Source organism: Neptuniibacter sp. QD37_11 (assembly GCF_047778105.1).
Lineage (GTDB): Bacteria > Pseudomonadota > Gammaproteobacteria > Pseudomonadales > Balneatricaceae > Neptuniibacter.
Genome location: NZ_CP180552.1, coordinates 56,748 through 79,847, shown reverse-complemented (window position 1 = coordinate 79,847; position 23,100 = coordinate 56,748). Strand labels below are relative to the sequence as shown.

At 47.0% G+C, this 23,100-nt stretch carries 16 protein-coding genes; 6 read left to right on the top strand and 10 right to left on the bottom strand.

Features of this window, described 5'->3' with window-relative positions; genetic code table 11:
* Positions 1 to 3 precede the first annotated feature (3 nt).
* From ACMXYT_RS00340 to ACMXYT_RS00330, 3 genes are read left to right on the top strand one after another with little or no spacing between them, the layout of a single operon-like run.
* On the top strand, positions 4 to 585 hold the full coding sequence (locus ACMXYT_RS00340; protein WP_415899671.1) for a peroxidase-related enzyme: 582 nt from the start codon (positions 4 to 6) through the stop codon (positions 583 to 585).
* Between the two features lie 57 nt (positions 586 to 642).
* Positions 643 to 2,331: an AMP-binding protein gene (locus ACMXYT_RS00335; RefSeq protein WP_415899670.1), complete on the top strand. Its 1,689-nt coding sequence runs from the start codon at positions 643 to 645 to the stop codon at positions 2,329 to 2,331.
* A gap of 20 nt (positions 2,332 to 2,351) precedes the next feature.
* Positions 2,352 to 3,179 carry a class I SAM-dependent methyltransferase gene (locus ACMXYT_RS00330; RefSeq protein ID WP_415899669.1) on the top strand — a complete coding sequence of 276 codons (828 nt, stop codon included), beginning with the start codon at positions 2,352 to 2,354 and terminating at the stop codon, positions 3,177 to 3,179.
* Between the two features lie 13 nt (positions 3,180 to 3,192).
* Here the strand turns inward: ACMXYT_RS00330 and ACMXYT_RS00325 are convergent, their stop codons facing one another.
* The 3 genes from ACMXYT_RS00325 to ACMXYT_RS00315 all read right to left on the bottom strand — a co-directional run bounded on the left by ACMXYT_RS00325 (position 3,193) and on the right by ACMXYT_RS00315 (position 6,706).
* Complete coding sequence (locus tag ACMXYT_RS00325) at positions 3,193 to 3,795, bottom strand: LysE family translocator (protein WP_415911725.1); 603 nt, start codon at positions 3,793 to 3,795, stop codon at positions 3,193 to 3,195.
* Between the two features lie 55 nt (positions 3,796 to 3,850).
* Positions 3,851 to 4,678 carry an AraC family ligand binding domain-containing protein gene (locus ACMXYT_RS00320; RefSeq protein WP_415899667.1) on the bottom strand — a complete coding sequence of 276 codons (828 nt, stop codon included), beginning with the start codon at positions 4,676 to 4,678 and terminating at the stop codon, positions 3,851 to 3,853.
* A gap of 393 nt (positions 4,679 to 5,071) precedes the next feature.
* Positions 5,072 to 6,706, bottom strand: a complete 1,635-nt coding sequence (locus ACMXYT_RS00315) for an acyl-CoA synthetase (RefSeq protein ID WP_415899666.1) — start codon at positions 6,704 to 6,706, stop codon at positions 5,072 to 5,074.
* A 195-nt stretch (positions 6,707 to 6,901) separates the two neighbouring features.
* Between ACMXYT_RS00315 and ACMXYT_RS00310 the strand changes: the two genes are divergently transcribed.
* Together ACMXYT_RS00310 and ACMXYT_RS00305 are read left to right on the top strand one after the other, a co-directional pair.
* Positions 6,902 to 8,419, top strand: coding sequence for a PAS domain S-box protein (locus ACMXYT_RS00310; RefSeq protein ID WP_415899665.1), 1,518 nt, complete (start codon positions 6,902 to 6,904; stop codon positions 8,417 to 8,419).
* On the top strand, positions 8,416 to 9,036 hold the full coding sequence (locus tag ACMXYT_RS00305; protein ID WP_415899664.1) for a response regulator transcription factor: 621 nt from the start codon (positions 8,416 to 8,418) through the stop codon (positions 9,034 to 9,036). Before ACMXYT_RS00310 ends, ACMXYT_RS00305 begins: the two co-directional genes overlap by 4 nt.
* A gap of 42 nt (positions 9,037 to 9,078) precedes the next feature.
* Here ACMXYT_RS00305 and ACMXYT_RS00300 read toward each other — a convergent pair whose 3' ends face one another.
* The 5 genes from ACMXYT_RS00300 to ACMXYT_RS00280 form a co-directional block, all read right to left on the bottom strand.
* On the bottom strand, positions 9,079 to 9,501 hold the full coding sequence (locus ACMXYT_RS00300; protein ID WP_415899662.1) for a PaaI family thioesterase: 423 nt from the start codon (positions 9,499 to 9,501) through the stop codon (positions 9,079 to 9,081).
* Positions 9,502 to 9,529: 28 nt separating this feature from the next.
* The gene (locus tag ACMXYT_RS00295) at positions 9,530 to 11,182 is read right to left on the bottom strand and encodes an AMP-binding protein (protein ID WP_415899661.1); all 1,653 of its coding nucleotides are present in this window, start codon (positions 11,180 to 11,182) and stop codon (positions 9,530 to 9,532) included.
* A 58-nt stretch (positions 11,183 to 11,240) separates the two neighbouring features.
* The gene (locus tag ACMXYT_RS00290) at positions 11,241 to 12,398 is read right to left on the bottom strand and encodes an acyl-CoA dehydrogenase family protein (RefSeq protein WP_415899660.1); all 1,158 of its coding nucleotides are present in this window, start codon (positions 12,396 to 12,398) and stop codon (positions 11,241 to 11,243) included.
* Between the two features lie 198 nt (positions 12,399 to 12,596).
* Positions 12,597 to 13,427: a metallophosphoesterase family protein gene (locus tag ACMXYT_RS00285; protein ID WP_415899659.1), complete on the bottom strand. Its 831-nt coding sequence runs from the start codon at positions 13,425 to 13,427 to the stop codon at positions 12,597 to 12,599.
* Positions 13,428 to 13,486: 59 nt separating this feature from the next.
* Positions 13,487 to 14,857: a sodium:proline symporter gene (locus ACMXYT_RS00280; RefSeq protein ID WP_415899658.1), complete on the bottom strand. Its 1,371-nt coding sequence runs from the start codon at positions 14,855 to 14,857 to the stop codon at positions 13,487 to 13,489.
* A gap of 251 nt (positions 14,858 to 15,108) precedes the next feature.
* Here ACMXYT_RS00280 and ACMXYT_RS00275 point away from each other — a divergent pair, with 251 nt between their 5' ends.
* Positions 15,109 to 17,340: an EAL domain-containing protein gene (locus ACMXYT_RS00275; RefSeq protein WP_415899657.1), complete on the top strand. Its 2,232-nt coding sequence runs from the start codon at positions 15,109 to 15,111 to the stop codon at positions 17,338 to 17,340.
* A 29-nt stretch (positions 17,341 to 17,369) separates the two neighbouring features.
* Here the strand turns inward: ACMXYT_RS00275 and ACMXYT_RS00270 are convergent, their stop codons facing one another.
* Together ACMXYT_RS00270 and ACMXYT_RS00265 are read right to left on the bottom strand one after the other, a co-directional pair.
* The gene (locus tag ACMXYT_RS00270; RefSeq protein ID WP_415899656.1) at positions 17,370 to 18,242 is read right to left on the bottom strand and encodes a diguanylate cyclase; all 873 of its coding nucleotides are present in this window, start codon (positions 18,240 to 18,242) and stop codon (positions 17,370 to 17,372) included.
* The gene (locus tag ACMXYT_RS00265; protein WP_415899655.1) at positions 18,239 to 22,966 is read right to left on the bottom strand and encodes a response regulator; all 4,728 of its coding nucleotides are present in this window, start codon (positions 22,964 to 22,966) and stop codon (positions 18,239 to 18,241) included. Before ACMXYT_RS00265 ends, ACMXYT_RS00270 begins: the two co-directional genes overlap by 4 nt.
* Positions 22,967 to 23,100: the final 134 nt, after the last annotated feature.

Here is a 23,100-nt window from a genome sequence, read left to right as displayed (position 1 = left end):
AACATGAATCCACAACCGTCTCATCTTACGGCGTTAGATCTACCTGTACCCTCACAAGATCAACTTCCAGAAGTGTTCCAGAAGTACTTCGCTTTATGCGAAGAAAAGTTGGGCTTAATCCCTAACGTGCTGAAAGCTTACAGCCACAACATCGCTCAGTTAGAAGCATTTTCCAGCTTGTATAACGAGTTAATGCTAGGCAAAAGCGGCCTCAGCAATTTGGAAAAAGAGATGATCGCGGTAGCCGTTTCTGCCAGTAACGCCTGCTACTACTGTCAGGTTGCTCATGGCGCTGCTGTGCGTGAATACTCACAAGAACCAACTCTCGGTGAACTGCTGGTGATGAACTACCGTGTTGCCGAACTCTCAGAACGACACATCGCTATGCTCGATTTCTCGGTCAAGCTGACCGAATCACCCCACCGCATGAATGAAGATGACCGCCAACAGCTAAGAGATGCCGGTTTTAGTGATCAAGATATCTGGGATATCGCCAACATCGCAGGTTTCTACAACATGACCAATCGAGTCGCGAGCGCTGTGGATATGCAACCCAATCTGGAATACCACAGCCAGCATCGTTAATACTCAGCTTGAAATACACATAGACCTAACAACAAAAATAGAAAAGGTTTATCCAACATGTCCGATCTACACAGTTACACTCAAGGCTCTAAAACCGAGCCCTTATTGGATATCACCATTGGTGATCAATTTGATTTAACGGCAGAAAAATTTCCAGATAACGATGCACTGATCGTTCGTCATCAGAATATTCGCCTGACCTACACGCAGTTACAGCAACAGGTAGATCAGGCTGCACGAGCATTTCTGGCGATAGGCGTTTCGAAAGGTGATCGTGTTGGTATCTGGTCCCCTAACTGTGCGGCATGGACAATTACTCAGTTAGCGACGGCAAAGATCGGTGCGATTCTAGTAAACATCAATCCGGCCTACCGCACCCATGAATTGGAGTACGCGCTTAACCAATCTGGCACCAAGTATCTGGTCTCTGCGGTTTGCTTTAAGTCATCTAACTATATGGAGATGCTTTACGCGCTTGCGCCGGAGCTCAAAACAGCGCAAGCCGGCCAATTAACCTCTACTACGCTACCCAACCTCAAGGGCGTGATCAGCCTCTCCTCGCAGGCATTTGCAGGTAGTTGGTGCTGGCAGGAATTTCTAGATCAATCAGATCAGATCAGTGCCGAGCAACTGAGTACTGTGCAGGCGAGCTTAGATATTCATGACCCGATCAATATCCAGTACACATCCGGCACAACCGGTTTCCCGAAAGGGGCAGCGCTTTCTCACCACAATATTTTGAATAACGGCTTCTTTGTTGCCGAGAGTATGAAGTTCACCGATCAGGATCGCTTAGTTATTCCTGTGCCGCTCTACCATTGTTTTGGCATGGTGATGGGCAACTTAGGCTGTGTCACCCACGGTGCGGCGATGATCTACCCTGACGAAGGTTTCGAGCCGCAATCCGTCCTCACCGCCGTTGCCGAAGAGCGTGCGACCGCCTTGTTTGGTGTCCCTACAATGTTTATCGCAGAGATGGAGCACCCTAAGTTTGAGCAATATGACTTGAGTAGCCTGCGCACCGGCATTATGGCGGGTTCAATCTGTCCTGCTGAGGTGATGAAAGCGGTCAATACCAAAATGCATATGCGCGAGGTACAGATCGCCTACGGCATGACCGAAACCAGCCCGGTATCCACCCAGACGGCTGCCGATGATCCGTTTGATAAACGCGTCTCTACCGTAGGCCGTACCCAACCGCATATTGAAAGCCAGATTATCGATCCAGCTACAGGTGAAGTGCAGCCCAGAGGCGAAGTAGGTGAGTTATGTACCCGTGGCTACAGCGTGATGCTGAAATATTGGAACAATCCAGAGGCCACGCAAAATGCGATCGATCCACAAGGTTGGATGCATACCGGCGATCTCGCCATTATGGATGCTGAAGGCTACGTGCAGATTGTCGGCCGTATTAAAGATATGGTGATCCGCGGTGGCGAAAATATCTATCCGAAAGAGATCGAAGAGTTTCTCTACACCCACCCTGCGATCTCCGATGTTCAAGTCACCGGTGTACCCGATCCACAATTTGGCGAAGAACTGGTCGCTTGGATCAAACTGACACCTCAAGCAGACAACGTGTCTGAAGAAGAGCTGAAAAGCTTCTGCCAAGGAGCGATCAGTCACTTTAAGATCCCGCGCTATTTCAAATTTGTCGAAAACTTCCCGATGACCGTCACCGGCAAGATCCAGAAATTTAAGATGCGAGAGATCTCTATCGAAGAGCTGGGGCTCGATGAGAATTAGATTAGATACAGGAATAGGCCGTGACTGAGGTTAATAAACATTATTCACAAGCATTCGATGGCGACCAGATCATCCGCCAACTGCACTTATCTTATCCACAGGGGCCAACTGCGTTTCAATTGGCCCCTATCGATCAGTTACATATTGGCGGCATCAAAGCCTCTATGAAGCTACTGCAACAAATAAAATTGTGCAGGCCGAATCGAGTATTAGATATTGGCTCTGGGTTGGGCGGTTTGATGCGTTTAATCGAGTCAGAACTGCGTATTAATGTGATTGGGCTGGATATAACCCACAAATTTAACCAAACCCACCAGCAAATATCACAATTATTACCCTCTTTTGATACTCCTAAACTGGTCACTTCCGATGCGCAGCAATTACCCTTTTGCAGCGATAGCTTTGACCTGATTATCTTCCAGCATAGCCTGCTCAATATCCCCAATAGCCAGCAAGCATTGGCTGAATGTCGACGTGTTTTAAAGCCACAAGGTCGATTACTGCTACACGAAGTCATCCAAGGGCCCAATACAGAAGCGATGCAGTTTCCTGTGCCTTGGGCGCGAGAACCGAGCAACTCCCACCTAATTACACAATCAGAATTAGTAAGCCTACTCGAACAAGCGGGCTTTAAAATCCAAAGTTACGATGACTGGAGCCAAGAGGCACTCGCCTGGCGACAAAAACAACTCAGTAAAGAGCAACAATCCAAAAGCCAGACTGCAGCGGTATCTCCCGCCATGATCCTTGGCCCCGAGTTTAAGAAGATGGGCAGCAATGTGGTTAAAAACCTTGAGCTAGATGCAATCCGGATCATCGAACTGGTCGCGCAAGCCGACTGCAGCTAATAATCTACCGCTCCTAAGCCAGCTTCAGGAATATATGTTGATAAGCAATATCTAACGCCACATACACCAACAGTAACGACATCGCCCAGTTTAAGCAGCGAAAGTAGCGCGGATTGTGAATAAGCTTACCTAATCGCGCGCCCATCAACAGATAACTACTCGGCGCGGCAAACGCCATTGTGGATAGCAGTAATGACCAGACAAAAATAGCGTATCCCGATATCTCTGCTGCCGGAAACTGCACCGAAACTATCGGCAAGATCGCTATAAACGCTTTAGGGTTAAGTAGTTGCAGGATCAATCCCTCTTTAAAGCTCATCGGGTTCTGATTAGCCTTCACTTCCGTCGCGGCCATGGCTGACAAAGCCACTTTGTAGGCTAAGTAGAGAATATAAAGACTGCCTGCAGCACTAAGAAACAGCTCGTAACCCGCGGTAATAAACCAAGCGCCGACATAGCCAAACAGTAGAAACAGCACCAGCATCGCACTGCCTACACCAAGGCTAAACGCCAATGCCGAACGGATCTGCCCATGTATACCGGCATTTAAGCTGAGTAGATTGCAGGGACCAGGGGTGTACATCACGCCAAAGGCGTACAGGAGTATTTCAACCATAGTGATCAACTCGGATTTAAAAGAGAGATTTAAGGGGCTCGGAGGAACCTTGAATTTAAGCGTTCAGAAAGTGCTTCTGATACTGCTTGGGCGTCATGCCAAAGATCGGTTTAAAGCGCCGGTTGAAGTGACTTAGGTCGCTGAAGCCATAATCAAACACCACATCATCCAGAGCTTTACCCTTTTCCAGATCTTCACGGGCGCGATTGATCCGGCAGTTCAAAATATATTGGTGCGGCGTGAGACCAAATTGCTGCCGAAACATCCGCAGGAAGTGATACTTCGAGAGGTTGGCTTGCTGACTCAGCTCTTCAAGGGAGACATCAGTTTGCAGATTGTGATTAATAAAATCCCGTGCTCGCAGAAGTAAGCTATCGACACGACGCGCCTTTTGATCCGCCTGACATTCGCCATACAGCTGCGCGATCCGCGTTGCCATCTGATAAAGCTCACACTCTTGGCGCAGCTTATCTTCGGAACGATTCTCGATCAGCTGAACTAAGTGCAGAATATGCTGACAGAGTTGGGGATCATCCAACAGGGTATCTGCCACACGAAAACCTTGGCTTTTGATACCGGCGGCTTGGAAGGCAGGTGCTAGCTGATCAGGGTGCACATAGAGCATGCGGTACTGCAATTTATCATCGACACCAGAATGGCCATCGTGCACTTCATCTGGGTTAAAGACGATAATATTGCCTGGATGACTGCGGTGAAATTGACCACTGGAGAAGAAGTCCTGACGACCACTCAGCGTAACCCCGAACGAATACTCCTCATGGGCATGGCGTCCATAAGAGAAATCGCTGATCGCGGCATTTAGAACGGTAACTTGCTCTAAGTGCTCACTTTTACTGTATTGAAACTGGTTATCCTGATTCATCACTCTTCACCGCTCTTGCTAGTATAAATCGCCTGCAGCTTAAAGGAACCTTCGAACAAGTCCTATACGACTCAGGCTTACAGAGCAATTGAAGCGCGAGGCAATGATTGCAGGCATGCTGGTTGCCTGTCGAAAATCATTAACAAAGCGATTCAGTTGCTCTATAAGCCCCGTAGGGTGGGCTCTAAAACGACCATCTACTTTGTCAGTCAGCTTGCAAAGGTATCGACATTTAACTGCACTGACTTTCGCGTATCTGGTCCCTTTATAGCCCACTGAGAAAGTATGAGGCTTATTCGCAGGTTCCTTAACTACAGTGTAGAGGGATGAGCAAAACTAATACTTGGATAAAATTGCGCACTTTAAGAAAAAGTGCGCAAAGAGATACAGCACTTATTCTTCTGCTTCGGCGCGTTGGCGTAAAACAAACTTCTGGATCTTGCCTGTCGATGTTTTAGGTAGTTCACCAAAGACCACCACTTTCGGCGCTTTAAAACGCGCCATATTGGAGCGGCAAAACTCGATAACTTCGGTCTCGGTTAAACTCGCACCCGGCTTAGGTTTGATAAAGGCACAAGGTACCTCACCCCACTTATCGTCGAGCTTAGCTACCACTGCTGCTTCCAACACGTCAGGGTGACGATAAAGCACGCCTTCGACCTCAATCGAGGAGATATTTTCACCGCCAGAGATAATAATATCTTTAGAGCGATCCTTGATCTCGATATAACCATCTTCATGCCACACCGCAAGGTCACCTGAGTGGAACCAGCCACCTGCAAAGGACGCATCCGTAGTCGGTTTGTTCTTTAGATAACCTTTCATGACTAGATTACCGCGCATAAAGATCTCGCCGATGGTTTCGCCATCTTGCGGTACAGGTTCTAGAGTATCTGGATCAGCCACCATCAAGTCTTCAAGCATAGGCGCTTTCACCCCTTGACGAGCTTTGAGACGGGCTTTCTCTTCGATGCTGTTGTCATCCCACTTATCGTGCCATGCACACAGCACAGAAGGGCCGTAGGTCTCTGTCAGACCATAGACATGGGTGACATCAATCCCCATCTCCTCCATCCCTTGGATAACTGCAGCAGGCGGTGCAGCACCAGCGGTCATGACCTTAACTTTGTGCTCAATCCCCTGCTTGATCTCATCAGGCGCGTTATTCAGCATATTTAGAACAATCGGGGCACCGCAGAAATGATCGATCTTTTCTTCACGAATTAGATCGTAAATTTTCTCTTCGCGAACATGGCGCAGGGACACACTGGTACCAACAGACGCAGCCAAAGACCAAGGGAAACACCAGCCATTGCAATGAAACATCGGCAGGGTCCAAAGATACTTGGGATGACGCCCCATATCCCAAGAGACCACATTGCTCATTGCATTCAGGTAAGCGCCTCGATGATGGTACACCACCCCTTTGGGGTCGCCGGTCGTACCGGAGGTGTAGTTCAGCGTGATCGCATCCCATTCATCCTCGGGCGGCTGCCAAGCAAACTCAGGATCACCTTCTAACAGCAGTTCATCGTAAGTGATACTACCGATCTGCTCACCCTCGGTGAAACTATAATCTTCAATCGCAATCACTAAGGGATCTATATCTGCCATCTCCAGTGCTTGTTTAACCAAAGCACCAAATTCACGCTCCACCAGTACCACTTTGCATTCGGCATGCTGCAAGATAAACGCGATCGCCTCGGCATCTAGTCGCACGTTGATCGCATTCAGAACCGCGCCAGACATAGGCACGCTGAAATGCGCTTCAAATACTTCGGGAAGATTTGGCGCGATAACGGATACGGTATCGCCCTTGCCAATACCGCGTTGTTGCAGAGCACTAGCAAAGCGACGACAACGAGTATAGGTCTCGGACCAGCTGCGGCGTGCGTCGCCATGCACGGTAGCAGTATGGTCGGGGTAAACAAATGCAGCTCGCTCTAGAAAGCTGAGCGGAGTTAACGCAGCGTAATTGGCTTGATTCTTATCCAGCCCAATCTCGTAAGGGTTTTGGCTTGTTATCATTGTTATTATTCCTTTAATTGCCCACGCCAAAACTAGCATCAACTGATCAAAAAAACACCTTTCAGATCATCTGCTTAGCAGACCTAAAACTACAATTAACCATATATAAGTATCTTCCCTTATCCTTAAAGCTGCTTTAAAGTCTAAGTATAAAAATAACAGGTTTTAAGATCGGGATTTCCCGCAGGTTTAAATATGAGTGATGACCAGAGTTTAGAACTCGCCCGTTGTAAGGCTGATGCTGATCGTTATCGACTTTTAGCAGAACAGTCGACCGATATGATCTCCCGACACACACCCACTAAAGAGTGGACCTACATAGATGCCAGCCCTGCGGTTGAAACTGTACTCGGTTACACCCCCGAAGAGATTATCGGCATGGCGGGGTATGAGCAGTTCCACCCTGAAGATGCAGACAATCTATCCAAGCGCGATGACAGCGTCCGTTATCGCAGCGGCGTCTACACCAATGTGTACCGATATCGTCACAAAAAAGGTCACTATATCTGGCTAGAAACCACCAGCCGTGTGATCCGTGATGACAGCGGAAATCCACAAGAGATAATCTGTGTATCGCGTGATGTTACCGAGCGTGAAGAAGCACAACGAGATATGCGTCGACTCGCGCGCGTGGTTGAAGCCTCATCCGATATGATCATGTTTTGTAACCACAAAACTCATAAGCTGACCTATCTGAATGAGTCGGCTTACCACACCCTTGGAGCAGAGAAAGATAAACCGGTGGTCTACTATCTATCGCAGCTTTTCTCTGAAGAAATCTTAGACACTCTGATCAAAGATGCCTTGGAACACGCCTCCATTCATGGGGTTTGGTACGGCAGTATCCCAATGCAATTGGCCCCTGAACTCAACCGTGTGGCGGAGATTCGCGAAATCATTGCCCACCGCAACCGCCGTGAGAATGATCAGGTTGAATACTACTCGCTGATCGGACGCGATATTACCCTACGCCTTCAAGCGGAAGAGGAAGCTAAGCGTCATCAACTCGAGTTAGCACACATGTCTCGTTTGCTCTCGGTAGGTGAGATGGCCACTGGGCTTGCCCACGAGGTAAACCAGCCTTTAGCTGCGATCTTGAATTACTGCCATGGCACGCAGAGGCGTTTGGAAGAGGGTGATGCTGATCCGGTGAAAACCGTATCCGGCTCGATGAAGTTAATTATGAAGCAGGCCAAGCGTGCTTCGGAGATCATCAAACGGATGCGCTCCTTTGTGCGCAAGACCGATTATCAGTGTTTTGCTTTTCCAATTAATGACAGTTGTAAGGAAGTCAGCGCCTTTCTCTGTCAGGAAGCACAAGACCACAACATCACCTTTGATTTTCAATTTGGGGATAACTTACCCCCTCTGGTAGCCGACAAAGTACAGATCGAACAGGTACTCCTTAACCTGATGCGGAACGCAATTGAGGCCTACAACGATTGTAACAAGGCCTACAGACCCGTTATTATCACTACTAAAGCTGCCGAAGGTTATATTCATGTTTCGGTAGAGGACAAAGCAAAAGGGATTAGCAGCGAAGGTTTAGCCAAGCTGTTTGAACCGTTTTACACCTCCAAAACAACTGGCTTAGGTATGGGCCTTTCTATCTCCCGTACCATTATCGAAACCCACGGGGGCCAGATGTGGGCAGAGAGTGACGGTAAAACCGGTACGCACTTTTATCTGAAACTGCCGTTAAGAGAGCAATGATGCAAACAAACCCGACAGGCACTATCTATATTGTTGACGATGACGAAGATTTTCGTGATTCCATGCAATGGCTTTTAGAATCTGCCAATCACAACGTTGTTACCTTCCCTTCTGCACGGGAGTTTCTGGATAACTTTAATGGCGAAATCGGTTGTATGTTACTGGACGTACGTATGCCGGAGATTAACGGCCTAGCCCTGCAACAAATCATGCAGGAGCGTAATATCCAGATGCCGATTATTGTGATCTCCGGCCACGGTGATATCCCAATGGCAGTGAGCGCGATGAAACAGGGCGCGATGGATTTCTTAGAGAAACCGTTCGATGGCGATGTGCTACTACGCTTAGTTGGCCGTGCGTTAAGCAAAGCGCAAAAAGCACGCGACGAACAAGGTGCGCAGCTAGAGATTCAAGAAAACTACGCTAGCTTAAGCCGTCGTGAGAAAGAGGTAATGGCGCTGGTTGTTGCTGGTAATGCCAATCGCCAGATCGCTGAAGAGCTAGATATCAGCCCTAAAACGGTTGAAGTACATCGCTCACGAGTTATGAGTAAGATGCGCGCGGGTAGCCTTGCTTCTCTGGTAAAACAAGCGTCTCAACTAAACGAACAAGCTTGATCTAACCGCACCTGAGCAAGCTCAGGTGCGATCAGTTCACGATCAACGTTTATCAGGATCAGGAATTGAGTAGGTCATGGTCGCATGAGCCATCGGTTCCTCATCTCCTTCCGATAAGATATACACTTCACCCACCGCCAAACGCTTTCCGACTTTGAGCATCTGCGCCGTAGCGAAGATATCGCGATCGGCAGAAGGCTTGCGTAAGAAGTTGATATTTAACTGAGTCGTCACCGCCAAAGGCACGGGGCCGATACGGCTTAATAGCGCCGCATAGACCGTCACGTCAGCTAGACCCATCATCGCAGGGCCAGAGACTGTACCGCCCGGTCTCAGATGTTGATCGTCCACCGGCAAACGCATAGTGGCAGTACCATCACCTAACTCCACCAATTCCCCATACTGCTCACCTTGGGGAAAGTGCTCTGCAAGAAAGCTTTGCAACTGCTCAATATCCAACTTCATACACAACTCCAATCTGCCTTACTACAGCCTAAGCAACTGCCTCATGCTCATCCCGCGCTTTATTCCGCAGGATGAAGCGCTGAATCTTGCCGCTCGGCGTTTTTGGTAGTTCTGGCATAAACTCGATCTCGCGAGGGAAAGCATGAGTTGAAAGACGTGTACGTACCAGTTGCTTTAACTCTTCAGCCAGCTCTTCTGTCGGATCAAACTCACGCTTAATCACTACATAAGCTTTAATAATAGCCCCGCGTTTAACATCCGGTTTGCCAATAACTCCCGACTCCGCTACTGCATCGTGCTCTAACAATGTGCTCTCTACATCAGCTGGCCCTACGCGGTAACCCGCCGTAGTAATGATGTCATCATCACGACCTGTGAATGAATAACTGCCATCACCATGACTCATCACGACATCACCGGTGAGGTAGTACTGACCATGGAATGGGTGCTTCTCTTGCCATGTATAACCTTGGAAGAAAAACAGTGGCGAGTTATCCACATCCACTGCTAGCTGCCCGGTTTCACCTTCAGGGATCTCATTAAAGTCTGCATCTAGGGCAACGACGCGATGACCTGGCATTGAGAAACCCATAGAACCCACACGCACTACATCTTGCTTAAGATCATGATGGTTACATGCAGTCATACCGGTTTCCGTTTGACCGTAATGATCCATTACAGGGCAACCTAAGCGCTTATCGACCCAACTGATTACTTCTGGGTTCAACGGCTCACCTGCACTGCTCGCTACGCGTAGCGAGAAGGTTTCATCCGCAGCCAAGACATCATCGTTTGCCATCAACATACGGTAAGCCGTTGGTGCTGCCGCAAGGTTGGTAATCTTATATTTGCGCAGCATGTCGTAGGTACTTTCTGGTGTAAACGCCGCCTCACAAAAGTGCGTGGTATTACCCAACAGCAGAGGACCAACCACCGCGTAGTAAAGGCCGTAAGCCCAACCTGGATCGGCAACATTCCAATAGGTATCTTCTGGACGCAAACCAATGGCAAAGCGCATATACACGTAGAACGAGAGTAGCGCTCGGCTTGGTACCGCAACGCCTTTAGATTTTCCGACTGTACCTGAGGTAAACATCTGTAAAAATGGATCATCTTTGCCAATTTTTACCGGTGTAAACTCTGTAGATTGCTGCTCAATCTCAGCGGCAAAATCGAGATCACTTGAGGCATCAGTTGCCTGATCACGATTGAAAGTCAGGATGGCCGGGCAATCCGTTACATCATTCAGTTTTGGACGGTTGCTTGGGTCGGTCACCACCAACTTAGTACCCGCTTGCTGTACTCGGTACTCGATCGCACCGGAACCGAACGCCGTGAACAGCGGCTGGTATACAGCGCCTGCGCGCAGGGTACCCATAATCACCACCATCAGTTCTGGAGTGCGCGGTAGCAAAGCCGCAACGCGATCGCCTTTACCTATGCCTTGAGCGGTAAGGAAATTCGCAAACTGGGCAGACTTTTCTTTCAATTCCACGAAGGTCATTTGCGAAGCAGGTCGCTCAGCGCCTTCGTAATTCAGAGCGATTCGATCGCCTTCCGCCCATTTATCTACAATCTCCTCACAGACATTAAATCCATCTTTGAGGTTACCGATCATGAGCTCTTCAATCATGGCCGGATCAAACTTATCGTAATAATCCTGATAGGTTTCGGTTGTCATTAGTTTCCCATCCATCATTTTTTATTTTTGTATTCTTATACGCATGAGCAATCTTTAATTACTGGTGCTCAGCCAGTATTTCTCGCGCAATAATGAGTCTCTGAATTTCGCTCGTGCCTTCGTAAATTGAAGTAATTCGCACATCGCGGGCATAACGTTCCAGTGGGTACTCCTGCATGTAGCCGTAGCCACCTAAAAGCTGCAGCGCGCTGTAGCAAGCTTGATTGGCTTTTTCACTGGCAAAGAGTTTTGCCATGGAGGCTTCTTTAGCGAAGGTAAGTCCACGCTGTTTACGATCAGCGGCGTTTAAAAGGAGTAATCGGGCGGCTTCCAACTCGGTAGAACGATCCGCAATCATCCACTGCAGGCCCTGAAAATCAGCTATCGCTTTACCAAACTGCTTACGCTCTTTGGTGTAGGTGATGGCATAATCCATCGCGGCTAAACCAACACCCAACGCGAGAGAGCCTATGCCGATGCGTCCACCGGCAAGTTCTGCCACAGCAAGACGGAAACCATCATTTAGCTCACCTAGAATCGCCGATTCAGGTACAAGCACACGATCAAAGTGCACTTCATTGGTCGCTGAGCCATGTTGACCCATCTTCTTTTCTGCCGGGCCGACTGTGATTCCGTCGCTACCTGCTTCAACTAAAAAGCAGGTAATCCCCTTGCCTTTTTTCGCTTGCGGATCGGTCACCGCCCACACCACAAAGACGCCTGCAAACTCAGCGCTGGTGATCCACTGCTTAGTGCCGCTGATCTCATAACCTTGATCGGTTTTCACAGCTTGTGTTCGCATCGATGCTGGATCGGACCCCGCACCCGCTTCGGTTAAGCAGAAGCTACCTGCTCGATATTCGCCGCTGCAGATCAATGGCAAGTATTTAGATTTTTGTTCTTCAGTACCCATCGCCTGAATGACTTCCGCCACCATGTTGGTCACTGACATAGTCACTGCAGTTGATGCACAGGCACGGGCGATTTCGGTAATCGCTAAACTGAAGGCGACAGCTCCCGCTTCAGTACCACCATGGTCTACAGAGATGTTTAGCCCCATAAAACCCAATTCGGCGAGTTGCTGACAATTGGCCAGCAGAATGCTCTTGTCTTTTGTCTGATCCAGCTCCGCCGCTACCGGTGCTAATTCACTTTCAGCAAAGCGCTTGGCGGTATCCTGAATCAGTTGTTGTTCTTCTGTTAATGTGAAATCCATAAGGAATACCTTATTAGGGTTTACCCCAATCTATACCTTATATATTTCATTTGGTAAAGATAAAAATGACAGGCATAAAACAGACAAAATCTGAAGAATTCAGTATAAGCCTAGGAAAACAACAGATAAGTAGTAACCCCTATTAATTTTATTAACTTAAGAATTACTACAGGAGATGAGGATAAAAGGAAGTGTAAATTAGGCGATAAGGATCGAAGAAAGTTCGAGCATTTGCCCACGCATTGCGCGCTCTGATTCAGGCAAAACATCTTCGCTAGGCCAAAAGCCTGTCCGTAAACATTCAGCGTAAGGCGCTGCCAAATTCGCTTGCTGCATATTCTCGCTAGCCTGATCCGCAGGATAATCCAAGCGATGCCAGCTGACCTCAATGCCCTGCGCATTTGGCGTCAAAAGCATGTACCAGACAGAAGCCGTGCCATCATTCGCCGGCATGCCGATCACACCGCTATTCAGCCAATACCCCTGCTCCAATTGAGTTCCAAAAGGGATACCACAGTGGCCGCCAATCACAACATCAGTACCCGCTAGATCTAGCTGAGCCTGCTTATGTTCCGCTGAACTGCTGGCAAAGATAAATTCGTTTATCCGGTCGACACTGCCGTGCACAACTTGAAATCGTTTACCCGCCAGCTCAAAGCTGATTTGCCGAGGTAGTTGCCCCATCCAGAGCTTATCGCCTGGAGAAACCTGTTGACTAGCGAATCGGTACCATTCGACTGAGAGCAGGGAACAAGCCGAATCTTCCGAAAAGCCACAGCCACAATCAGGCGCATCCGCTGCTAAGGACTCTTCGCAGTTACCCATTACCACGGGAATACCCCAGTCACGGATTAACGCTAATGTCTCGACGGGTTCCGCGCAGTAGGCCACCAGATCCCCTGTGCAGATAACTTGCTGCAAAGACAAGCCTAAACTGTCGGCTTCCTGTTTAAGCGCTCTGGTGGCTGCTAAATTGCTGTAAGGGCCGCCAAATATCAGCAGCGGCCCCGTTAGTGTTCCAAGATCCATATTGCCTAAACTCACATTTCTTAGAGCTACATTCCTTAAATCTAGGGTTATCTAACCCATTACGCTGGCTGCAATTGCTTTTGGCTGGCTCCACCGACCAAGAACAGAACACAACCACCAATCATCACAACCATACAGATCCAAAGTAACTTAGTGTATTTATGCGCTTCGCCCAACATCGCCGTGTAACCCGAAGACTCCGTGAAGTAGAGCAATGCGCCAGCCATCGCGAGGATAAAACTGCCTAGGTAGCTCCAAACTGGAATATCACGGCGATTAGCCCACAAGCTGAAGAAGATAACTGGCACTAGATACATCGAAGCCGTACCGCTGACAGCTACCGCACTAAACAGATCTTTGTTGCCGATAAATACCATCACTAGGCCCATCAACATAAACAACGCCATCACCATACGGCCATTACGCAAATTCACAGGCAGAAGCTTCATATCTACAACCATCATCTTCGCCGAGCTGGTCAGTGTACTGTCCAAAGTAGACATGGCGGAGATGATTAAAGAAGCACTAAACAGGAACATCGGCAATTCACCCAACAGACGCGTCAACGCCTGATTCATATCTTCCCCTGAGATCGCATTCGCTCCCGCTATCACTCCTAATGAGCCAAACGCGATAATGCAGATACTGCTAATCCAAGCCGCATGGATGAAACTACGTCTTGTCGTTTCACGATCCGCCAAGAAACCTCGGTCCATCATCACTGGGTCGTGCATTGGGTAGCTCCACACTTGCAATAGGGCTACGATCAATAGGATTGGACCCGGATCACTAATTTCGAACGGTTTAAACGCGATCAGATCAGCATTGAAGTGGCCGCCACCAGCCACCAGTGCTAACAACACGGCCAAGACAGCAATAAACACCATCATCTGGAAAAAATCAGTGCGCAGGGACGCTTGTAAACCGCCCAACATGGAGTAGATCAAGGTAACAACCGCTAAGCCGACAACCGCCAATGTATAAGATTGCGTGCCTGCCGCACCAAACAAGATGCCGATAACCAGAAGGTTGGCAAATACCTCGCTGACCAAACGCACACCGATGACAAAGTTGTAACAGCGACTGCCCCATTGACCAAAACGATCAATTAGAAACGCTTGAACGCTCTCGTAACCTTCCTCAAATCGGAGGTGATCGACAATCTTCCCACCAGTCAAGAACGACAGATAATAAGCCGCGTAAGCTAATGTGCCCCATATCCCATAATAAAAACCCAAAATGGCTGCATTCAGTAATGAGCGCGCAAAGATCCAAGTCGTTACCTGCGAGAAAATCAGCGTTAATAGGCCCGGCGCCAGACCTTCTGCGGTGCGGCCTTTAAAAAAACTATTCTCATGAGTAACTTTGCGTGAAAGAAATACTGAAACCAGCGCCAAAGCAGACACCAGAGCTATCAGCCAAATATCCATAGGTAACTCCATTTATAAACGGGAAGGATGCTTGCTCAGACAGCAGTGCTGTTTAGCAGTTCCCCGTGTTTGCTAACAATCTATAAAAGACCACAACTTTATTTGATTAATCAATCAAATAAAGGAATCAAACTGGCGATAATGCCATACCTCGTTTATAACTATTAAGGTTCAATAAATTGATAATCAAGGAAGATATTTAATGATCTCTGCATATACTTAGTAGTAATTCCATCGTATGAGGAAAGTCTATGTCTGATGAACTCATTGTTTTTGCCGAAGAGGAAAAAAACGATTCCACACTAGCGGCAACAAACAACAGTTCACGACCCTGGAAGGTTTTAGTCGTTGATGATGACAAAGACGTTCACGAGGTAACGAAATTCGGCTTAAAAGGGTTGGTTTTTCTGGGCCAGCCACTCGAGCTCCTGCACGCCTATTCAGCTAAAGAAGCGCAAGAAACTCTCTCAAACAATGATGATATCGCGGTCATACTACTTGATGTCGTAATGGAGACAGAGAGCGCCGGCCTAGATCTGGTCAAGACGATTCGTGAAGAGCTAGCGCTGACCAATACTCGAATTATTTTACGAACGGGTCAGCCAGGTTATGCACCTGAAATTGAAGTTATCCTCAAATACGATATTAACGACTACAAAAACAAAGCCGATCTAACCCGAACTCGCCTTTACACCAGCGTTACCGCTGCCATCCGTTCCTATTCTGAAATCACCGCTATCGATTCCAGCCGTAAAGGCTTGGAAAGAATCGTACACGCCTCAAGTGAATTGATGTCACTACACGGTATTCGAGAGTTAGCCAACGGTATTATCTGCCAATTAGCAGCGTTACTAGGTATTTCAGAAGAAGGCATGATCTGTTTTAAGAAAAACAGTGACGACGAAGTTAATGCAAACGGATCCGAATTTACGATTGTGGCCGCGTCCGCTCAGCCTAGCAATCAAAAGGAATTCCCCGAAGTCATCGAAGATGCCAATATCAATGCCATGCTACTGGAAGCTAGCAGCAAGCGCCGCAGCATCGAAAATGACTATGCTTGCGTACTCTACTTTCCCAGTGAATTCCGCAACGACATGCTGTTGTACTTGGATATTCAACGCCCTCTGGAAGGTACCGAACACCAGCTGCTCGAAGTTTTCTGCAGCAATATTTCTGTTTGCTTAGATAATGCGACTATTCTGGACCGCTTACACAATTACGCATATTTCGATTCCTTGCTGAATATTCCTAATCGTGTTTCCTTTGCAAATCAGATCGACAAAATCATGCTCAGGCAGCTACATCCACAGCTTATTACACTAATCGATATTGATCATTTCAGTGGCATGAATGACACCTTAGGTTCAGAGTCCGGGGATGAACTGCTTAAATTGGTTGCAAACCGCCTAGCAGCTAACCTTCCAAAGGACTCGTTTATATGCCGTATATCAGGCGACACTTTTGGTGTTATGGGGCCTGAAGACAGCTTTACTGTTGAACAGATCAACGCAATGCTTACAAAGCCTTTTGAGCTTTTCGGAGACGACCTGACCATATCTATAACTCAGGGCTGCTACATTCTCAAAGATGCCAATATCAGCGGTAATAATGCAATTAAACGTGCGAACATCGCTCTAAAACGTGCCAAAGATATTGCCCGCGGCGAACACGTAGAATATACCCATGAGATAGAGCGCGAAACGCAACAACGTATGCTTTTACTACAAGGTTTACGTAAGGCATATAGTGAAGGCGAACTGTTCCTAGCGTATCAACCACAAATTGATCTACGCACCGGAAGAATCACCGGTTTTGAAGCGCTTATTCGCTGGCGAACAAAGAGCGGCGCATTAATATCCCCAGTTGAGTTTATTCCGGTTGCCGAAAGCTCAGGACTCATTGTACCTATAGGTGAATGGGTCATGGATACCGCCATGAGAGATCTTGAAACTGTCGAACAGAAGTATGGTTTGGGTCTTCAGGTGGGTATAAATATTTCTCCCGCCCAGTTCCGTCACCCCGATTTTTTAAAGTTAATTCAAAATAAATTGGATAACTTCTCGTTAAAGCCACAGCAAGTTGAGTTCGAAGTCACTGAATCTGTCGCCATGATAGATACCGATAGTGTGCGAGACATTTTACAGGTGATCCATGATCTCGGCGCTAAAGTTGCGATTGATGACTTTGGCACAGGCTTCTCCTGTCTAAGCTATTTAGAAACGCTAAACTTTGATCGTCTAAAAATTGATAAGTCCTTTATCGATAAGATGCTAGATAAACAAAAAGGGACTCATATTCCAGAGATGATCATCAACCTAGGTAGCGATCTAGATATGGCAGTTATCGCGGAGGGGGTAGAAACTGTCGAGCAAGTAGAGCGTCTCAAAGAGCTTAAGTGCTTTGAAGTCCAAGGCTATCACTATGCGAAGCCAATGGAATTGGAACAGTTATATGTTTGGTTAGATGAGCATTTGAGCCAGTAGGAAGAAGGTTAGCTAAAATCGATGGTAAGTTATTCGCTGATAACGCGATTGCGTCCTTCATCTTTGGCTTTATAGAGCGCTTTATCTGCGCGATCTAGCAACTGCTCGATGCTCTCGCCTGAATAAAACTGCACAACACCAATACTGACAGTGATATCCAACCCCTCAGGCTTTAATTGCTCCACTTTTTCACGAATCTCTTCAGCCTTTTCAGCACCGGACTCTAGATCACAATGCCCAAGTAAGATGACAAATTCTTCACCGCCAAAACGGGCAGGAATATCATCTTTACGGCAGGTACGGCCTAAGAGTTCACCCAATTCGCGCAGGACCTTATCACCAACCAGATGGCCATGAGTGTCATTCACCTGTTTAAAGTAATCAAGATCTAGCAACATGACGCTGAGCGGATCACTATGGCGTTCGGTATGCGCTAAACGCTGTTCAGCGGTCTCTAGAAGATAATAACGGTTGTAGAGACCTGTGAGCTGGTCTTTCAATGCGATCTCTTTAAGCAGATCTCGCTGCTGCTTAAGCGTGACATGAGTATTTACCCGCGCCAACACTATAGAGGGACGCACAGGTTTAGCAATGTAATCGACCGCACCTAGTTGCAAACCGAGCTCTTCGTTACGGTCGGCGTCTCGGGCGGTAACAAAAATGATAGGTATATCTTGGGTGTGAGGCTGTCCCTGAAGCTTCTGACAAACTTCATAGCCGCCCATATCTGGCATTTCGATATCTAACAGGATGAGATCAGGCACAGGATCAGCGACTGCTAACTTCAGACAGTCGTTACCACCGGTAGCAACTTTAATCCGGTAATGGTCCTTTAGACAGTTCGCTAAGACTTTAATATTGGAAGGTACATCGTCTACGATTAAAACGACAGGCTTGCTCATGTACCGTCGACTCCGTCCGAAAGCTCTGGTTGAATGCCGAGCGCTTGTTCCATTATAGTCAAACTATCCTCAGCTGCTTCAAAATCAAACGCTGATAATTTAGCCTGAAGCTGTTGTAATGGCTCCTCAAATTCAGAGCCTTTTGCGCTCTTCCATAAGTCATCATACTCTGTGGTATCTATATAGCTACCTAAATTAACAGCTTCGCGGATTGATAGAAGTTTTTCTTTTACTTCGCTATCCGTAAGCCCGATTTCATGGGTCTCTACTTTTTGTGAAACATACTCTGCAAAGCAGGCTTTCACCTCTTCATATGCCTGGAGAAATTCCGGGAAAACGAGTAAAGCACCATCTCCGTCATCTGCTTTAGCTAACTTTTCCAACTTAGCTGCCTGTTCCTGCAAGGCTATCGCTGATAAGTTAGCGGCCATGCCTTTTACAGCATGCGCCGATTTACCTGCCGAAGCCCAGTCAGAATTTTGTAAGTAAGTTTTAATATTTTCTACTATGGGATCAGCATCAATTGCAAAGATATCCAATAAGGGGGCAATAAGCTCTTCTTTACCCATCATACGGGCGATAGCATCCTGTTTATCCCAAACAACAGCTGTCATTTTTTCTGCTTCAATCGGTTCCTCTGGTGCGGTCAACGTTTCAGCAATCCCTAAGAATCGCTGTAACGCTTGATTAAGCGCAATAGGTGATACAGGTTTACTCAAGTAATCGTCCATACCTGCTGCAAGGCATTTCTCTCTGTCACCTGCCATCGCATTCGCTGTCATCGCGATAATTGGGATAGTGATATTTTTCTGTTGTGCTTTACCTGCCCTAATCTGCTGAGTCGCTTCATAGCCATCCATCTCAGGCATCTGGCAATCCATCAACACTAGATCGTAAGGGCAATTATTTTCTAAAGCCGTATTGAGGCTCTGCAATGCCTCGACACCATTACCGGCCATATCTGCTGTAAGCCCGAGTTCTTGCAGGATCCCTTGCACCACTAGTTGGTTAATTTGATTATCTTCAACAACTAAAATGCGCTTTTCACCCAGAGTTGGGTGACCTTCAATGGAGAGATCTTTCAAATAATGACTGGTCACCAACGGCGAGGCGTTATGCAATGCATCACCGCCATTAGCAACCACCTGAAGAGCATCGAAGATATCTGAGGTCGTTGCCGGTTTAGGGAAATAACCGCTAAAGCCTATATCGGCAAAACGTTTAGCATCACCACGATGCGCCATAGAGGTCATTAAGATGAGTTTAGATGCACTGAATCTATCATCAGCTTTCAGAGCCCTACCCAACTCTGCACCATCCATGCCTGGCATCTGCATATCCATAAAAACGACATCAAAGTGCGCTTCTGATGATTCGTAGAGTGATTCACAGCGGGCAATCGCATCATTACCATCTTCCGCTTCCACAACCTTCGCGCCCCAATGAAGCAACTGGGTAGACAGCACTTCGCGATTGGTTCTGTTGTCATCTACAACCAGAATATTTAGGTTTTCGATACCCATGAAAGGAACTACCGCTTCCGCTTGTTCACTCGCTTCTAGATAAACACTAAAGGTAAACACACTACCTTCACCCATTGTGCTTTGGACCGATATTTGTCCGCCCATCAGCTCACACAATTTTTTACAAATGGCGAGTCCCAATCCAGAACCACCATATTCACGGGTAGTAGATGCATCAACCTGACTAAAGGATTCAAACAATTCAGGTAGTTTTTCAGGTGGGATCCCTATACCTGTATCTTTAATTTCACAATCCAAACGTAATCTATCACCCACATGTTGCAGCTGTGAGCGAATTACAACTTCTCCATCACTGGTGAATTTAATGGCATTACCTACCAAATTAATCAACACCTGACGCAAACGACCTGGATCTCCTCTGACCATAGTGGTTTCAACAGCGGTGAGATCAAGAATAAGTTCCAAGCCTTTATCTTGCGCTTGCAGAGCCATCGCTTCCGCGAACTCGCCAAACATACCTCGCAAGTTAAAGTCGATACATTCGAGCTCTAACTTGCCTGCATCCACTTTAGAGAAATCGAGAATATCGTTAATCAGCGTAAGTAGAGAATGAGCACTGGTTTGAGCAACAACCGCACGATGGCGTTGGTCATCAGTTAGCGGCGTATTCAACAATAATCCCAACATGCCAAGGACGCCATTCATTGGTGTACGAATCTCGTGACTCATATTCGCTAAGAACTCACTCTTAGCAATATTCGCTTGTTCCGCTTCATCTTTGAGCGCGATGAGACTCTGCTCCATTTCACGCTCTACTGTCACATCCAGATTGGTACCAATCATTTTCAAAGAACGACCTTGATCATCGACCATATGAGCCGCTGTCGCTTTGACATAACGAACCGACCCATCAGGGAAGTTAAGCCTGAATTCACAGTGCCAATCATGTCGCCCTCGCACCGCCTCTTTTAAGGAACCTTCAGCCATTTCAAGGTCTTCTGGACAGACCCTTTCTCGCCAATAATCAAAATAGAGATGGTTATTAATCACCTCTTCCGGGACTTGGTAGATCTTGAGCATCTGATCATCCCACTGCAGTTCATTAGTGATCAGATCCCACTCCCAAATACCTAGCCCTGAGGATTCCACTGCAACATCCACACGACTCAAAGCATCTTCAAGCTTACCCTGCATATCTTCAGCTAGATCTAACGCTTTGATTAATCCCTGCTCTGCATCTACTCGAGTTGAGACATCACGGAAAGACCACACTCGACCAACAGCATGGTCTTCAACATACATAGGAATAGATGACTGCTCGTATGTTCGGCCATCTTTCAGACTTAAGCTGGTAAAATGGGAACGACTTTCACTATTGATCAAACCCTTAACATTTCGTGCAGCTTCATCCGCATTGTTCAGTTGTCTTAAAATAGGGCCCAGCACGCGAGAGCGATCATTAAATTCTTCTGGCAAACCCCAAAGTTCAGCAAAGCGCTTGTTGTAACGGATTACACTACCATCGTTCTTAGTTACCAGAATGCCGTTATCTGTAGATTCCAAAATCGAAGCCTGCATCGTTAATGCTTCGGTAATCTCAAGCTCCATCTGCTTGCGTTTGGTGATATCACTGCGGATCGCGACATAGCTAAGAGGGTTCCCCGTATCATCCTTAAAGGGAACAATGGTGGTATCGACCCAATAGATACCGCCTTGTTTATTACGGTTACGTATTTCACCTTTCCACACTTCACCTGAAGCGATAGTGCGATAAAGCTCAATGAAAAATTCCCTAGAGTGATAGCCTGAGTTGAGAATACGATGGTTTTGGCCAATTAACTCTTCTCGGCTGTAACCACTTATCTGAGAAAAACGTTCATTGGCATAAGTGATTGTCCCCTTTAAATCGGTAACCGCCACTATAGAATGCTGATCCAACGCAAACTTCTGCTCACCCAACTCTAACAGCGCCTGATTAGCTCGCTCAGCGCTACGTCGCAACTCGGCTTCATGCAGTTTTCGAGTCTCTAACATAATGTTAAAGGCATCAGCGAGCTGAGCCGTTTCGATATTATTGGCATTCACCTCGACTTGCTCAGCATTACCAACAGAAGCTTCTCGACTGGCATAAGCTAATGTTATTAGAGGTTTACTTATTCGCCCTGCGATCCCAAATCCCATCAATAAGACAACACATGCAGTAACAAGGCACAAAGCCAACGTTATTTGCCCAAGCCAGCGTGAAGGCTTTAACGCAATATCTAAATCGACTTCACTAACTAGAATCCAACGGATATTTTCCAACACAATGACATCATGCATACCGATTACAGGGACACCATTTGGACCAATATAGTTGAGAGCATGCTGAAGAGAGTTTGTATCAGTATTAGCCACCGCATGTAGATACATCTCAGTTTCTACTTTGCGCTTGAGCACTTCATCCCGATTATTACCAATAGGCGTAATCAAAGTGCCATCAATATTCATTAAATAATGAAGATGTTGCTGCTTTTCATCTACTGCTACATCCAGCAGATCAAAGACTCGGTCAAAGCGCAATTGGATCGCAAATGCACCGATAGTTTTACCTTCTTTATCATTAATTGGCGCAGTCAAAAAACCTGCAAAGGCATCATTGGAAGGCGCATAAAGCTCCATACCAGAGAATGAGACATTGCCACTACGGAGGGTATTTTTAACGCTGTAAGCAAACTTTGTGCGGCTGAAAGGCCCACGTTGTAGGCTTGTTCCAAAATCCTTTTCTTGAGCAACCGAAAAAAGGATATTGCCGCGGCTATCCACCAAAAATATATCGTAGATATAATCATAACGACGACTAAAGCTAATCAGGTCAGCTTTGTGTTTATCTGCTCGTTGGGACCAATCTTCGGTAAGCACATAGTCTTGAGCTTTTAATCCACTTAGCTGTAAACCACTTGAGAGAGAGGACAGCATAGAGGTGGTATCGTTAGATTCAGCTTTGAAACGCAGATCGACTACACGATAGTCAAACCAGTTTCTGATAGAACGGACGGTTACGAGGGAGGACTGACGAAGCTTTTCCTCTGCTGCCACCAGCAAACTTTCCTTAGCTTGTTGATAACTCAACCAAGAGACAAAGGCTAAAGGAATTAGCGCCAACAAGGTCATCCAGACCATAAGCTTTACACGCAGTGAAACCTTACGACCAGTATCAGGATTCGGTACGGAAGCCTCAGCTACCTCTTCCCTCTTCATACAGAGTACGTCCTTTGTCTAATTAAAGCAGATCAATTGCCGAAGGAATTATAAAACTGATCAATATCAAAGACCTGCTTAAGAATTCCATTCCTTTAAGCATAGCCTAATTTAGCTTTACGACAGGATAATTT

Bases quoted from the DNA above. Each gene is read 5' to 3' on its own strand.
- ACMXYT_RS00340 (WP_415899671.1), top strand. From the start codon at position 4: ATGAATCCACAACCGTCTCATCTTACGGCGTTAGATCTACCTGTACCC.
- ACMXYT_RS00335 (WP_415899670.1), top strand. From the start codon at position 643: ATGTCCGATCTACACAGTTACACTCAAGGCTCTAAAACCGAGCCCTTA.
- ACMXYT_RS00325 (WP_415911725.1), bottom strand. From the start codon at position 3,795: ATGGTTGAAATACTCCTGTACGCCTTTGGCGTGATGTACACCCCTGGT.
- ACMXYT_RS00320 (WP_415899667.1), bottom strand. From the start codon at position 4,678: ATGAATCAGGATAACCAGTTTCAATACAGTAAAAGTGAGCACTTAGAG.
- ACMXYT_RS00315 (WP_415899666.1), bottom strand. From the start codon at position 6,706: ATGATAACAAGCCAAAACCCTTACGAGATTGGGCTGGATAAGAATCAA.
- ACMXYT_RS00310 (WP_415899665.1), top strand. From the start codon at position 6,902: ATGAGTGATGACCAGAGTTTAGAACTCGCCCGTTGTAAGGCTGATGCT.
- ACMXYT_RS00305 (WP_415899664.1), top strand. From the start codon at position 8,416: ATGATGCAAACAAACCCGACAGGCACTATCTATATTGTTGACGATGAC.
- ACMXYT_RS00300 (WP_415899662.1), bottom strand. From the start codon at position 9,501: ATGAAGTTGGATATTGAGCAGTTGCAAAGCTTTCTTGCAGAGCACTTT.
- ACMXYT_RS00295 (WP_415899661.1), bottom strand. From the start codon at position 11,182: ATGACAACCGAAACCTATCAGGATTATTACGATAAGTTTGATCCGGCC.
- ACMXYT_RS00290 (WP_415899660.1), bottom strand. From the start codon at position 12,398: ATGGATTTCACATTAACAGAAGAACAACAACTGATTCAGGATACCGCC.
- ACMXYT_RS00285 (WP_415899659.1), bottom strand. From the start codon at position 13,427: ATGGATCTTGGAACACTAACGGGGCCGCTGCTGATATTTGGCGGCCCT.
- ACMXYT_RS00280 (WP_415899658.1), bottom strand. From the start codon at position 14,857: ATGGATATTTGGCTGATAGCTCTGGTGTCTGCTTTGGCGCTGGTTTCA.
- ACMXYT_RS00275 (WP_415899657.1), top strand. From the start codon at position 15,109: ATGTCTGATGAACTCATTGTTTTTGCCGAAGAGGAAAAAAACGATTCC.
- ACMXYT_RS00270 (WP_415899656.1), bottom strand. From the start codon at position 18,242: ATGAGCAAGCCTGTCGTTTTAATCGTAGACGATGTACCTTCCAATATT.
- ACMXYT_RS00265 (WP_415899655.1), bottom strand. From the start codon at position 22,966: ATGAAGAGGGAAGAGGTAGCTGAGGCTTCCGTACCGAATCCTGATACT.